Raw genomic sequence first — 15,102 nt, forward strand, 5'->3', positions numbered from 1 at the left:
GATGTCCTGCGTTTTTGCCCCATTGAAAATCAAAAGGACACCTCCCCTCGGGGAAATGTCCTTTTGACGGAATCTGATTATTTTTCGATTGTCTTCATCGTCGGGAACAGCAGGACGTCGCGAATCGACTCTGCATTTGTCAAAAGCATTACCAGACGGTCGATTCCGATGCCAAGACCGCCTGTCGGAGGCATGCCGTATTCCATTGCTTCGATGTAGTCTTCATCGATGCCTTCTGCTTCATCGTTGCCGGCCTTTCTTTCCTCAACCTGAGCTTCGAAGCGCTGACGCTGATCGATTGGATCGTTCAATTCCGTGAAGGCATTCGCGTATTCGCCACCGAGAATGTAAAGTTCGAAGCGGTCCGTGAAACGGGGATCATCGGCATTCTTCTTGGCAAGCGGAGAAATTTCGACAGGATGGCCATAAACGAACGTCGGATCGACAATCTTGTCTTCGCAGAATTCTTCAAAGAATTCGTTGATGATGTGACCGACTTTCCAGTAGGATTCGTAATGAACACCATGTTCGTCCGCAATCCTGCGGGCTTCTTCAATGGTCATTTCCTTCCAGAAGTCAACGCCGGTGTATTCCTTGATCAGATCAACCATGTGGGCGCGCTTGAACGGCTTGTCAAAGTTGACTTCCGTTCCCTGATACGTCACGATGCTGTTATCTGAAACGACCTTTGCGGCAGCCTTGAAGATGCCTTCAGTTTCATCCATGACGTCCTTGAAGTCAAAATATGCGGCATATGTTTCGAGCATGGTGAATTCAGGATTGTGATGTGTATCGATGCCTTCATTGCGGAAAACGCGTCCAATTTCGTAAACTCGTTCCATCCCGCCGACAATCAGACGCTTCAAATGCAGCTCAAGTGCGATACGCAGATAAAGCTCGATATCAAGTGCATTATGATGCGTGATGAACGGACGGGCAGAAGCACCGCCGGCCTGCGTGTGCAGGACGGGCGTTTCAACTTCGAGGAAGCCGTTTTCGTCAAGATAGCGGCGAATCGCTGTCACGATGCGGCTGCGATTGACAAAGCGATCGTAGCTTTCGCGATTCGTAATCAGGTCAAGATAGCGCTGACGATAAATCTGTTCAATGTCTTGCAAACCATGATACTTGTCAGGGAGCGGACGCAACGCCTTTGAAAGGAAAGTGAGCTTTGTCACCTTTACGGTCAGCTCACCCATGTCAGTCTTGATGACCTGACCTGTAATCCCCAGGAAATCACCAAGATCAGAGCGCTTGAAGATATGGTACATGTCTTCTCCGACCTCATCTTTGCGGATATAAAGCTGCATTCTGCCGGTCTTGTCCTGAAGATCGGCAAAACCGACTTTACCTTTACCGCGTTTGGCAACCATGCGCCCTGCGATCGTTACGACAATGTCCCTGCCGTTCAATTCTTCCTTGTCCATGTCGCCATACTTCTCATGAAGTTCCCGGTTCATGGAATCACGTTCAAAACGATGGCCGAATGGATCAATGCCCGCGTCGCGCAATTCCTGCATCTTTTCGCGACGGACGCGCATTTGATCGTTCATGGTTTGTTCATTAGCCATTATTAGTCCTCACTTTCTTTTATTCACACTTTTTTAATTATATCACATGTCTTACCTGCAAAGCTATGCTACTTGCCGGCCCTGGCCTGATAGTCAGCCAGAAAGCCGTCAAAGATTTCATGCATTTCCTCTTCGGTATCCGCACTGTTCAAAGCCGCCTTGGCCCTTGCGGAACGGGGAATGCCCTTTAAATAGTACGCTGCCTGGGAACGAAATTCCTTTGGCCCCATTTTCTCACCCTTGGCCAGAACCAGCCTGTGCAAATGTTCCTTTGCAACGATGATTTTCTGATCCGGCGTCGGTTCTTCCAAAAGTTCTCCCGTTTCAAGATAATGCACGGTCTGCTTTAAAATCCAGGGATTGCCCAATGCTGCACGCCCGATCATCACGGCGTCGCATCCGACCTCATCAAGCATTTTCCTTGCATCCTGAGGCGTTCTGACATCACCGTTTCCCATGAAGGGAATCGTCACTCTGCCGGCAACCTCATGGAGAATGTCCCAGTCTGCATGTCCTGAATACAATTGCTTTCTCGTTCTGCCGTGCATTGCCAATGCCCTGGCACCGCCTTCCTGAGCCGCCAAGGCATTTTCAACTGCATAAATATGATCTTCGTCCCAACCGGTTCTCATTTTAACGGTTACCGGCTTGTCAATCGAATGCGTTACCGCATCCACCATTTCGTAAACCTTGTCCGGATCAAGCAGCCATCTTGAGCCGGCATCGGTCTTCGTAACCTTTGGAACCGGACATCCCATATTGATGTCAATAATGTCGGCATTTGTATTTTCAGCTACGAATTGAGCAGCTTCAACCAGGGATTCCTTGCTGCCGCCGAAAATCTGCACGCTGACGGGATGTTCCGCCGGATCGACGAACAGCATCCCAAGCGTTTTCTTGTTCCTGAAGTGGATTCCCTTGTCGGAAATCATTTCACAAACAACAAGACCCGCACCAAACTCCTTGCAGATCAGCCTGAATGCAACGTTCGTCACTCCGGCCATTGGAGCCACGACGACCTGATTGGGGATCGTGACGTCACCGATTTTCCACTCCATTTCTTCACCTCATCAGCTTTCTCTTGCTTCTTTTTCGATTTCACGCAATTCATCTTCCGTGAAATGATATTCATTGCAGCAGAAGTGACAAATTGCGGTGGCACCATGATCTTTTTCAATCATTTCATCAATGTCTTTTTTGGGCAGACTTGCCATTGCCTCGGCAAAACGTTCCTTTGAACAGTCACATTCAAAGGAAACCGGCATTTTTTCAAGAATTTCAAGCTCATCCTCGTCAAACAGACGCTTGAGAATGTCTTCCGGTTTCAATCCGTTATGCATCATTGTCGAAATCGGCGTGATCGTTTGAAGCGTATGTTCGAGTTTGTCCAGAATTTCATCAGGACATCCTGGCATGACCTGAATCATGAACCCGCCGGCCGTCCCGATCGTGTTATCGGAATTTACAAAAACGGACAGCCCGACAGATGAAGGAATCTGTTCCGATTTTGCTAGATAATAAGTGAAGTCTTCGGCAATTTCGCCGGAAACAAGCGGCACCTGTCCCGTGAACGGTTCCTTCAAGCCGTAATCCTTCGTAACGGCCAGAAAGCCTTCCGTTCCGACGGCCCCCTTGACGTCAATTTTGCCTTTGTCATTCAGCGGCAGATGGACGTGCGGGTTTTGAACGTAGCCCTTGACCGTCCCCTTTGAATTTCCGTCAACTACGATTCCGCCAACGGGTCCGTTGCCGTTGATTTTGACTGTCATCTTTTCATCACCCTTAAGTGATGATGTTGCCAGAAGCAGCGTTCCGATCATGCTTCTGCCAAGTGCTGCCGATGCGGCACTCCATGTATCCTGACGCTTCTGGGCTTCTCTGATCGTTTCTGTCGCATCAATTGCATATGCGCGCAAATGACCGTCACAAGCCAAGCTTTTAACTAAATAATCAGACATTCAGTATCTTCCTTTCAATGTATCCAATCAGTTATTCTAACATATAACTTATCTTCAAAACAAGACAGGCACTCATCGGCCGTCCCTAACCGGATTTTCCACCGGTTCATAAGACAAAACCCCTGCCCGAAATCAGGCAGGGGTTTAATTTAAGGATTCAACGGACTATTCGTCCTTGTCATCATCATTCTTCGGTTCATCCGTTTCATTCTCGGATTTGTTCGAATCTTCAGAATCATCCTGCTTAAGGCTTTCTTCCGAAGGGAACTCGTCCTTGACTTCATCACGATGGCTTTCCTCTTGCTTGACCGCATCTTTTCTGATGAGTGCTTCCTTAGCCTCTTCAAATGTTGCGGCTTTTTCAGAAGGAAACTCGTCTTCTGCCTGCGCAGGCATCTTGCCCGTCTTATACAGGCTGAGAATCTGTCTTTCATCAAGCGTTTCATATTCAAGCAGGGCTTCCGCAATAATGCGATGCTGCTCCTTGTGTTCTTCGATGATCTTCTTGGCAGTTGCCATTCCTTCTTCGCAAAGGGCCTTGACCTCAGAATCGATGGCGTTTGACGTATCAATCGAGAACGGCTGTTGTCCGGGAACATAATCTCCGGCAAACATGCCGCTCTGCCCTTCGTACTGAACGGGGCCAAGTTTTTCGCTCATCCCGTATTCAGTCACCATTGAGCGTGCAAGCTGCGTTGCCTGCTGGAAGTCGTTTGACGCGCCGGAAGACTGCTGATTGAAAATCAGTTCTTCGGCTGCACGACCGCCCATGAGACCTGCAATCTGTTCCTTGAGATCCTTCTTTGAAAGAAGCATTTGATCTTCTTTTGGAAGCATGATTGCATACCCGCCGGCACGACCGCGGGGCACAATCGTAACTTTGTGAACGACGCGCGCGTCATTCAGCACCAAACCGACAATCGTATGTCCGGCTTCGTGGAAGGCGACAGTTTCGCGCTCCTTCTTGCTGATGACGCGGTCGCGTTTGGCAGGACCTGCAATGACGCGGTCTTCAGCTTCATCAACATCGGAAGCATCGATTTCCTTTTTATTCCGACGGGCAGCAAGCAAAGCTGCCTCATTCAGCAGGTTGGCAAGATCGGCCCCGACAAATCCAGGGGTCTGCTTGGCAATGATCTTTAAATCGACGTCCTTGGCCAACGGCTTGTTCTTCGCATGAACCTTGAGAATTGCCTCACGCCCCTTGACGTCGGGACGGCCAACCAGAATCTTGCGGTCAAAACGGCCCGGACGAAGCAACGCGGGATCCAAAACGTCAGAACGGTTCGTGGCAGCCATGACGATAACGCCTTCGTCGCCTTCAAACCCGTCCATTTCAACCAGCAGCTGATTCAGGGTCTGTTCACGTTCATCATGTCCGCCGCCCATGCCGTTGCCGCGCCGACGGCCAACAGCGTCAATTTCATCGATGAAGATGATTGACGGAGCGTTCTTCTTGGCATTTTCAAAAAGATCACGGACACGACTGGCACCGACACCGACAAACATTTCAACGAAGTCGGAACCTGAAATTGAAAAGAACGGTACGCCGGCTTCGCCTGCAACGGCCTTGGCCAGCAAAGTCTTACCTGTTCCGGGAGGCCCCTCAAGCAGGACACCGGACGGAATCTTGGCACCCAAAGCCAGGAACTTATGCGGATCGCGCAAGAATTCAACGACTTCGACCAGTTCCTGTTTTTCTTCTTCGGCACCGGCAACATCAGAAAAACGTACTTTATTGTTCTTTTTGTCAACCGGCTTTGCCTTTGCCTTGCCAAAGTTCATCACGCGGCCGTTGCCGCCGCCCTGACCGGCCTGTCCCATCATCATATAGAAGAAGATGATGAAGAAGAAAAGCGGAACCACGTATATGAGCAGCTGAATCCAGATGCTGCTTGACTCTTCTTCCTTTGCCCCGTACTTGACGTTGTTCTTCTCTGCATACTTCTTGATCTGAGCAACAGAAGAATCGTTCGTCAAAACGTTCGTTGAGAAGTGATCAACCTTTGATTCAGAGCTTGGAAAACCAACCAGACCGCTGGTTTCCTTAGATTTTTGAGCTTTTTTATAAACGCCGGTAACTTTATACGTGCTTCCTGACGGCTGCATCGTAAAGCTCTTGACGTTGCCTTTCTTAAGTTCAGTAATGAACTGACTCGACTGAATCTGCTGGGACTGGGAATTGGAGTGATTTCCAAACACGTAGTAAAGTGCACCCATTATTCCAAGGAAGATTACGATATAGAAAAGGCTGTTGCGGAAAAGCCCGTTTTTATTGTTATTATTATTCAAACGACTGCCTCCTTCATCCTGCTGGATATCCAAATGAACGGATATCGTAACAGTCTCATAATATCATATTTGACCTTTGTTAACCAAAAAAAAGCTTTAAATATTTTCGTAAATTTCAGGCTTTAAAATTCCGACATAGGGAAGATTGCGATAGTGTCCCTGGAAATCAAGACCATACCCCACGACAAACTCATTTGGAACCTCAAATCCGACGTAATCCGGTTCAACCGTCTTGACGCGACGGTCAGGCTTGTCAAGCAGCGTGCAGATCCTGACCGAAGCAGCATCCCTGCCCTTCAGCAATTCGACAAGGCTTGCCAGAGTCCGGCCCGTATCAATGATGTCTTCGACAATCAAGACGTTTCTGCCTTTGACCGAAACGTCCAGATCCTTGATAATCTTGACTTCTCCGGATGAAACAGTATTGTTTCCGTAACTTGAGACATCCATGAAGTCAAGTTCGCAATAAGTGTCGATTTGACGAACGATATCCGCCATAAACAGGACGGCTCCCTTTAAAACGCAAATGACAAGCGGATTCTTGCCTTCAAAATCCTTCGTGATCCGTTCACCCAATTTTCGTGCAACTTCATCAATTTGTTCCTTGCTGTACAAGACAGCTTTGATATCATTATTCATTTGAAAATTCAAACCTCTTTCCTGCTCTCATTTTCGAAAGACTGCTATGTATTGAATTTTAGCATTTACACAGCCCCGTGACAAATCTGATTTTTTGACGCCGACGATCCATATTGCCTGGTTTTCGTCATTTACGACAAGCCACAGTTTTTTTCTTTCATCCAGAGCAATTTTCTTATCTATCAGGATTTTCTTGATCTTCTGCATGCCGCCTCTGGTCTTCAAAACGTCTCCGCAGCGTCTGTGACGAAGCAGCAGGCCCTTTGGCGATGAAATCTCCAGGACGTCATCTTCCGGCAGGAGATTGATCTTATCCCGCCTGAAAATTCCGATTTTCTCTCTTTCACTTAAACTATACCATTTTCCCGGTTCTAATTTAAGAACTTTATCCTCGCTGTCCTGCCTGTTTCTCCCGGTTTTCCTGACTCCAAAGATTCCGTAGGTTCTGAAAAACGCATGAGAATCGCCCAATGCCAGACTTCCCTGCGGTTTTGAGTCGTTTTCAAGTATTTTAACGCATTGCTCCTGCTTTTTGAGCGAGAAATCACCTGTCTGCTTTAGAATACGCTTTAAAGTCAGTCTTTTCTGTGATTCATCCTGTCTGCGCCACTTTTCAAGACTGTACCCGCCTTCGACTTTCAAACGCAGACAATCATCATCAATCCTCTTGCCGGAATATTCAAGCAAATCATTGAGCTGAAGGCTCAATTCCTCCACATGAGTCAGGAAACGCCGATTCTCCCTTTCAAGTAAAGGCATGACGTGATGTCGCAGACGATTTCTCAAGACGTCATCAAGAGCATTCGTTTCGTCTTCAAAATACATGATCTGATTTCTCACGGCATATTCCCTCAGTGTTTCCTTTGAAAAATGCAGCAGCGGTCTCAAAAGTCTCCCGTTGAAGAAAGTCCTTGAGGCCCTGATTCCGGCCAATTGTTCCAGATCACCTCCTCTGACCGCCTTCATCAGAATCGTTTCGGCCTGATCATTGGAATGGTGAGCCGTCAGCAAATACTTGATTCCTGTTTCCTCCATGACTTTCTCAAAGAAACGGTATCTGAACTTCCTTGCTGATTCCTCGACGCCTTTTTCCGGGTGAAGCTCTTTTTCCCAGACGCTCTTAAATAAGACGAGCCCTTTTTCCTGACAATACTTCGTAATAAAGTCAGTTTCCTCCTTGCTCTGCTCACGCAACTGATGGTCAACATAAGCGACTTGAACGGCCGGCCTCATTCTTTCAGGCAGTCCCTGCAGGAGACTCAGGAGAGTCATTGAATCGCACCCTGTCGAAACGGCAACAAGCACCGTTTCATTTGCAGGAACACCCAACTTCTTCCATTCGGCCTGAAACTCAACTTCCGTTTTGTCCTTCACGATCATCACCTACCTTAAAAAGACAGTCAAAGAGGCTTGGAGAAAAATTCCAAGCCTCATGTTCCTTATGAGCGACGGCCACCGCGGCCGCCACGTTTGCCTTCCGTATTGCGTTTCAAAGATGTCAAACGTTCGTCGCTTTCCTTTAGAAATCCTGCAAGCAATGAATCGAAGTCTTTTCTTTTAGGTTCCTGGCGGTGAGATTGCTGTGGAAATTTTCTGTTCTGCGCTGGACGATTACCGTTTCCGCGTTCATGAGAACGACCGTCATTATGTCTGTCGCCTTCTGCCCTGCGACGATGGTCCTTCTTGTCGCCTTCCGGCTTATCCTGGGCCTTGCGAATCGACAAGCTGATTTTTCCGTCATCACCGACGGAAAGCACCTTGACGGTAACCTTATCGCCAACAGTCAAAACATCGTGAATATCCTTGACGAAGCCGTCAGAAACTTCGCTGATGTGCACGAGTCCGGTTTTCTTGTCTCCTAAATCAACAAAAGCACCAAAATTTGTGATTCCTGAAATCTTGCCGCTAACCTTTGAACCAACTTCAATTGACATTCTTGTGTCCCTAGTATAACATGATTTTACTTATATTTATACACTATCGATGATTAAAGCATCAGTTTAGTTGCCATGATCAGTTTGAGAATTATCCTCCGGCAAACTGAAAATAATCTCATTGTTCTTTGAATACAAATATTTTTTCCTGATCAGTTTTTGAACATATTCTTCATCGTTTAACTGCCTTATCTTAAAATTCAGAGAAGAATTAGTGTGCCTGGCTTTTTTCAATGCCTCCTGCGCAACCTCCTTCTGAGCTTCGAGCCGGTTTTCATCCGCTATTCCACGCCCGATCACCAGTGCCGAAAAAGAGGCACACAAAAGCAGGATGCCTGCACAGGCCCTTTTAAAAAGGCGATACCTGTGTTCCCTTTTTCTCCGGTGTTCGTCCCTTTGTTTAATTGCCATCTGTTTTTGATAATACTCGTTATCTAAAACAGTCACTTTTCTGCCTTTCATATCGCTGCCTCACTAACCGCATTTTTGAGTAGATTATATCAAAAAAACGTTTCCTTATCCATCGAAAACCGGTTACAATCCGTAATCTTCCTTGTATTCTTCGGAAACAACCTCATACATTCCCTCGGCTTCATCCTTCTTGGTTGTTTCCTTCAGTTCATTGACCCTGATTATCAGCGTCTTGTTGCCGAAATTAATCACCAGTTCGTCGCCGACGCTGACATCCGTCGATGATTTGGCAACCTTGCCGTTGATCGAAATCCTGCCTTTGTCGGCAATTTCCTTGGCAACACTGCGTCTTTTAATGACGCGCGATACTTTCAGATACTTGTCTAATCTCATTTTATTTCCTCATTTCCTTTCTTCAACTTCTGAATCAGTCCATATATTTTCCTTCCCTTTGGAAACGCAAGCCACTCGTCTTTTTCAAACAAATCAAATGCCACGGAGCCTAACAGGAAAACGACGCAACCCGCCACGCTGCCTGCTGCTGTTGCAACAGCGGCATCAAAGCGAGTTCCCGCACTGAATTTTTCAAACAAGACCATCAGCGCCTTGACCAGACCGCCCATCAGAATACATGTCGCGCAAAGCCTTTTTACGAATGAACCGCCCGTAAAAACGCTGCCGACGCTCTTTGGCTTGAAGAAAACAATCAACGCCAGTGAAACAATCAATGCAAGCACGGTCGAGATGCTGGCGCCGGTAATTCCAAATTGTCTAATCAGCCGGACGTTCGTGCAGGCCTTGACCAGAATTCCGCATAAAAGCGCAAATGCCGCCTTTGAAAAAAGATTCATGCTCTGCAAAATCGAATTGTAAGTACTGATCAAGGTAATGAACACGATGCTGACTACGTATGCGGAAATCGTCGGGCTCAAAAAAGCATCCCCGAACAGAAGCGTGTTGAGTTCAGGCATGATCGAAATCATTCCGACCGTTGCCGCCAGTGCAATCGCCGTGCTGATTCTCAAAATGATTTTTGTCGTCTGCCTGAACTCTGCAGCCTTTTTTCCTGCCAGTTCGCTTGAAAGCGCCGGCAGAAGCGAGGAAGAAAAGCCGGTTGCAAGCGCCATTCCGAGCTGAACAAGCGGCTGTGCTCTGTCATATGCGCCCTTGAGATTCCTGGCTTTTTCCAGACTGATGCCCGATGCTCTCAAACCATTCATAACGGTAAAGGAATCAACCAGCTGCAGCAGAACCATCATTGCTGCAAACAGACATATCACCAGGCCTTCCGTAAGCATTTTCCTGAACAGAATGCCACAGCCTTCATGGAACCCGCTTTGCCGGACCCTGAAGAACTTCTTAAAGTAAAAGGAACTCATGCAGATCATCGCAAAAAAAGCACCGAAAGTCGAGCCTAGCATCGCATTTGCCCCCATGGAATAAAGATTCCAGTCATATTTTGCAAACATCACCGCACAGATGATGATGACCAGGACTCTGACAAATTGTTCAGCTACTTGGGACAAGGCAGGCGGAATCATGTTAAAGGTTCCCTGATAATATCCTCTCGGAACGGCCAGCATCGGCATGAACAAAAACATCCAGGAAACGCTTTTGATCAACCGGAAAAGCTCCGGATCTCCCATCAGGAAAGCAATCTGTTCTGAAAAAAACTGCAGAAGGGCAAAAACGAAAATTCCAAAGCAGGCCAGCACCAAAAAAATCTGGCGCGACAGCTGCAGTCTGTGAAGCTCGTTTTCCTGCTCGGCAATCAGTTTTGAGATATAGACCGGAAATCCGCTCAGGGCAAACGTCATTCCGATTCCATAAATCGGATAGACCTGCTGATAGACGTAAAAACCGGCATTGCCGACAATGTTTTGGAACGGGATTCGGTAGAACGCACTTAGAATTTTGGCGGCAAGACCTGCGCAGGACAAAATGACCGCTCCCTGCATCGTCTTTTGTATTTGTTCATTTTTCATCTATGCTTTGATTTCCTCTTCCTTTGGAAAATTGCCCAGTGACCCGGCGATTTTTCCGGCAATCTGCTGCAATTCGTACAAAAGCTGCGTTTCCTTGGTTTCATCACCGCAAAGAAGCGTAATCAGCGTCTGATTGTTCTTCTCACCGAACGTTGACTTCAGACCGCATCCGTCCAAACTTGCCACGAGCTCTCTCAGACCAAGTTTTTCAGTTGCCTTCTTCGACAACAGGATTTCGATTTTCCTGTCGTATTGCGTGATTCGTTCAATCATCGCATGGTCGGCGTAAAACTTCAGCAGTCCGATTTCAAGCAGATTGGCGCATTCGTCAGGATAATCACCGAAGCGATCGGTCAGATCAGCCTGAATCTCTTCATATTCAGCATAGCCGTTAAGCTGATGAATTCGCTTGTAAATTTCAATTTTCTGTCTCGAATCCTCAATATACTCTGTCGGAACATATGCCTCAACATTTAAATTGATTTCGCAGTCCGTCCTTTGCTCCGGCTTGATGCCGCGTTTTCTGGCCACTGCTTCGTTGAGCATTTTCGTATAGAGGTCATACCCGACGGATTCAATGAAGCCGTGCTGCTGTTTGCCGAGCATATTGCCGGCACCGCGAATCGAAAGATCCCTCATCGCGATTTTAAATCCAGAGCCGAGCTCCGTGAAATCCTTAATGGCTTCCAGGCGCTTTTCGCCCTCTTCGGTCAGGACTTTATCCGGTTGGTACATGAAATATGCATATGCCACCCGATTCGAACGGCCGACGCGTCCTCTGAGCTGATACAGCTGTGCCAGTCCCATCCGATCGGCATCTTCAACGAACAAAGTGTTGACGTTCGGAATGTCGACACCCGTTTCGATGATTGTCGTCGTTACCAGGACATCGTATTCGCCGGCAATGAAGTCCACCAGTATTTTTTCCATCTGAGCTTCTGACATTTGTCCGTGAACATAGGCGGTTCTTGCTTCCGGAACGATTGTGTTCAATGTTTCGACAACCGTTTCAATATCATGAACCCGGTTATGAAGATAAAACACCTGCCCGCCCCGTGCCATTTCACGTCTGATTCCGCTTGCCACGACATCATAATTCTGTTCCATCGCATACGTTTGAATCGGATAGCGATTCAGCGGCGCCGTTTCAATGACGGACAAGTCCCTGACACCGAGCATCGACATGTTGAGCGTTCTTGGAATCGGCGTTGCGGTCAGCGTCAGAACATCGACCGACGTCTTGAGCTCCTTGAGCCTTTCCTTATGCCTGACCCCGAATCGCTGCTCTTCGTCAATAATCAGCAAACCCAAATCGGCAAATTTCACGTCCTTTGAAAGCAGCCGGTGAGTTCCGACGATAATGTCAATTTCACCACTTTTTAACTTCGAAAGAGTTTCCTTAACCTGCCTTGGAGTGCTGAATCTTGACAAGACGCCGATTTCAACCGGAAATCCTTCAAAACGCGACAGCATCGTTTCATAGTGCTGCTGCACCAGCAGCGTCGTCGGTGCAATGAAGGCCACCTGCTTGCCGTCCTCAACTGCCTTAAACGCTGCTCTGAGCGCAACTTCTGTCTTGCCGTAGCCGACGTCTCCGATCAGCAGCCGGTCCATCGGCTTTTCCTTTTCCATATCAAGCTTGATTTCCCTGGCACTCCTCAACTGATCGGGCGTTTCGGTGTACGGAAATGCATCTTCAAATTCCTTCTGGTAACTGTCGTCCTTAGGGAATGCATGGCCTTTTTCAGATTCCCGCCTGGAGTACAGTTCAACCAGCTCGTCTGCAATGTCCTCCAGCTTTGCGGCAACTTTCTTCTTGGTCTTCTCCCAGTCACTGCTTCCGAGCTTGTTGACCCTGGGAACCTTGCCTTCTGAGGAAACGTACTTTTGAATGCGGTCAAGCTGAGAAACGGGAATGAAGAGCTTCGCATCGTCACGATAGACGATCGTCATGTAGTCCTGGTGTCTTCCTGAAACTTCGAGCGTCTCCATTCCCATGAAACGTCCGATGCCATGGTTGACATGCACGACAAAGTCTCCGGGCTTCAAATCGGTATAGCTCTTCAGGCGCTCCGTGTTGCTCATGGTCTGATGCCTTGGCTGGCGTTTCCTGGCTTTTGCGAAAAGTTCATTTTCCGTCAGCACGACCAGATGGCTGAGAGGCAGTTCAAAACCGTTTTGAAGGGTTCCGTCGACAATCTGAAAAGTACCCTGTTCAATCTTGTCCCTGTCGGTTTCGATTGCCCTGATTCCGAAATCATCAAGCAGCTGCAGCGTCTTTTTGGCGCGCTCCGCTTCAGAAATCAGGAAAACGACCGTTTCATTCGTTTTCCTGTAGCGCATCGTTTCAACCCTGAGAAGCGGCATCTGTCCGAAAAACTGCTGCACGCTCCGCGACTTGATATCCGTCAGGGAGGCAAACCTCATGCGGCCCATCCCTTTTTGAAGAAGCGACATGAAGATTCTGTCATGATGCTCCTTCTTCTCGAGTTCGGAAATTTCAAAACCGAGCGTTTCCTTGGCATAGAGCATATGTGATTCGATTTTTTCCAGCATCCACCGTGCATCATCCTTTTCAAGCTCATGCTCTTTTTCCTTCAGGCGCTTGTAATCGTCAAAAACGATTATTCCGTCTTCTGAAAGATAGTCAAACAGCGAGGCCTTGCCTTTCCCGTAAAGTTCTTCTGAAAAAACGACATGTTCAGGCTCAAGGATGCCCTGATGCCAATCGTCTGCGACCGTCCTCAGATTATCCGCCAGTAATTTCCCGTCTTCTTCATCGTCGAGTTCCGCCAGGCATTCCCTGACCTTTTCCTGCAGCACCGCGGCGCCCTTTTCAAGCATGGGAGCTGATGCGATAAAATCCGTTGCAGGTAGAATTTCGACCTCATCGATTTTCTTCAGACTTCTCTGGTCCGCTGAATCGAAGAGCCTGAGAGAGTCGATTTCCGTATCAAACAAATCGATGCGCACTGGATTTTCCAAATTGAGCGCATAGATATCGAAGATCGAGCCTCGGACGGCAAAGTCACCGGGTCTTTCAACCATTTTGACCGTCCGGTAACCCATCGTGCAAAGCTCCTGCTTTAATTTTTCAGGAATGATCTCTTCTCCGAGCCTGAACTTAAGGCTGCTGCTGAGCCATAAATCCTTCGGACAAAGCAGGCGCCTTATCCCTGAAACTGAAGTCACGACGATTCCGGCGCTCCCGTCAGCCATCTTCTGCAAGGTTTTGACCCGCTGAGCCCTGTATTCCGGTGAGCTCGCGGAAATCGCCGCAGCAAAGTTCTCTTCAACCGGGAACAGATCAATGTCTTCTTCCGCAAAAACGTTTGTCAAATCCTCTTCAAGCGATTGAGCATGAAACAGATCGTCGCAGACAACGATCAACGGCACTTGAAGTTTTTCTTCCAGGTCCGCCAAAAGAAGCGTGCGCACTGATCCGCTCACGCCTGTTATCATATGACGGCCCTTTTCCTTTAAAGAATCGTAGAACCCGGCCATTTCGGCCGTGTTCGACAGTAGCTCGTTAAGCTGCATGGATACCCCCTCTTCATCGCTGGTTGAATCTGTTCATCGTCTTCATGAAATCATCGTTTTCAAGCCAGTCATCAATCGCATCGACGGCTTCGTTCATCCCAACGTCAAATTCAGTGCGCTGGTCCGAAGAAAAGCGCGTCAGGACCCAGTCAACGACCTTTTGCCTTACCGGATGATCGATTCCAATCCGAAGGCGCTTGAATTTTTCAGTGCCCAAATGAGCAATTATGCTCTTGATGCCGTTGTGTCCTCCGGAAGAACCTTTCTGGCGAAGGCGAAGTCTTCCTGTTGCAAGATCCATGTCATCATGCACGATCAGGACGTCTTCCGAATCCAGTTTGTAAAAGTCAACGATCTGTCGCACGGAGCGACCGGATTCATTCATATACGTTGTCGGCTTTGCCAAAATGACCTTTTCACCGTTAACGATCCCGTCGGCAATCATTGCGTCAAATTTCTGCCTGTTAAATTCAAGACCATGCCTCTCGGCAAAATGATCAACTGTCATAAAGCCCGCATTGTGTCTTGTTTCATCATACTCTCTGCCAATATTGCCCAATCCAACGATTAATTTCATTTCCTGTCCTCTCAACAATTATTCTGAAAAACAATGTAAGCGCTGTCTGGATTTTGAACGATTTCATTTAAATCTCAAAACGAAATATGCCGCAACACTTTGCCAAAATTCCGGATGATGAATTATAAAAAGGCTCAACGACGCGGTTAAGATACATTATTTTCTAACATTAAAAAATCAAAAATAGAAATTATT

Annotated in this window: 12 protein-coding genes; all 12 read right to left on the minus strand. The window is 47.6% G+C overall.

Translation table 11 applies throughout. The features are described from left to right. Positions 1-77: 77 nt before the first annotated feature. Positions 78-1,571: a lysine--tRNA ligase gene (gene lysS, locus V7Z60_RS04975; RefSeq protein WP_334116747.1), complete on the minus strand. Its 1,494-nt coding sequence runs from the start codon at positions 1,569-1,571 to the stop codon at positions 78-80. A 68-nt stretch (positions 1,572-1,639) separates the two neighbouring features. Beyond that, entirely contained in the window at positions 1,640-2,629 is a 990-nt protein-coding gene (gene dusB / locus V7Z60_RS04980; protein ID WP_334116748.1) for a tRNA dihydrouridine synthase DusB, read from the minus strand. A gap of 12 nt (positions 2,630-2,641) precedes the next feature. Beyond that, positions 2,642-3,529 carry an Hsp33 family molecular chaperone HslO gene (gene hslO / locus V7Z60_RS04985; protein ID WP_334116749.1) on the minus strand — a complete coding sequence of 296 codons (888 nt, stop codon included), beginning with the start codon at positions 3,527-3,529 and terminating at the stop codon, positions 2,642-2,644. Positions 3,530-3,694: 165 nt separating this feature from the next. Beyond that, the gene (gene ftsH / locus V7Z60_RS04990; RefSeq protein WP_334116750.1) at positions 3,695-5,821 is read right to left on the minus strand and encodes an ATP-dependent zinc metalloprotease FtsH; all 2,127 of its coding nucleotides are present in this window, start codon (positions 5,819-5,821) and stop codon (positions 3,695-3,697) included. Between the two features lie 96 nt (positions 5,822-5,917). Then, a complete protein-coding gene (gene hpt / locus V7Z60_RS04995) occupies positions 5,918-6,460 on the minus strand; it encodes a hypoxanthine phosphoribosyltransferase (RefSeq protein WP_334116751.1) in 543 nt (180 codons plus the stop codon). A gap of 27 nt (positions 6,461-6,487) precedes the next feature. Further along, positions 6,488-7,840, minus strand: coding sequence for a tRNA lysidine(34) synthetase TilS (gene tilS, locus V7Z60_RS05000; RefSeq protein ID WP_334116760.1), 1,353 nt, complete (start codon positions 7,838-7,840; stop codon positions 6,488-6,490). A 59-nt stretch (positions 7,841-7,899) separates the two neighbouring features. Beyond that, on the minus strand, positions 7,900-8,394 hold the full coding sequence (locus V7Z60_RS05005; protein ID WP_334116752.1) for a S1 domain-containing RNA-binding protein: 495 nt from the start codon (positions 8,392-8,394) through the stop codon (positions 7,900-7,902). Between the two features lie 66 nt (positions 8,395-8,460). Further along, positions 8,461-8,856, minus strand: coding sequence for an FtsB family cell division protein (locus tag V7Z60_RS05010; RefSeq protein ID WP_334116753.1), 396 nt, complete (start codon positions 8,854-8,856; stop codon positions 8,461-8,463). Between the two features lie 72 nt (positions 8,857-8,928). Then, positions 8,929-9,198, minus strand: coding sequence for an RNA-binding S4 domain-containing protein (locus V7Z60_RS05015; RefSeq protein ID WP_334116754.1), 270 nt, complete (start codon positions 9,196-9,198; stop codon positions 8,929-8,931). Continuing rightward, positions 9,195-10,790, minus strand: coding sequence for a putative polysaccharide biosynthesis protein (locus V7Z60_RS05020; protein ID WP_334116755.1), 1,596 nt, complete (start codon positions 10,788-10,790; stop codon positions 9,195-9,197). Before V7Z60_RS05020 ends, V7Z60_RS05015 begins: the two co-directional genes overlap by 4 nt. Continuing rightward, a complete protein-coding gene (gene mfd, locus V7Z60_RS05025; RefSeq protein ID WP_334116756.1) occupies positions 10,791-14,330 on the minus strand; it encodes a transcription-repair coupling factor in 3,540 nt (1,179 codons plus the stop codon). A gap of 13 nt (positions 14,331-14,343) precedes the next feature. After that, complete coding sequence (gene pth, locus V7Z60_RS05030; protein ID WP_334116757.1) at positions 14,344-14,907, minus strand: aminoacyl-tRNA hydrolase; 564 nt, start codon at positions 14,905-14,907, stop codon at positions 14,344-14,346. Positions 14,908-15,102 lie beyond the last annotated feature (195 nt).

Source organism: Ligilactobacillus sp. (assembly GCF_036846325.1).
Classification (GTDB): Bacteria; Bacillota; Bacilli; order Lactobacillales; family Lactobacillaceae; genus Ligilactobacillus.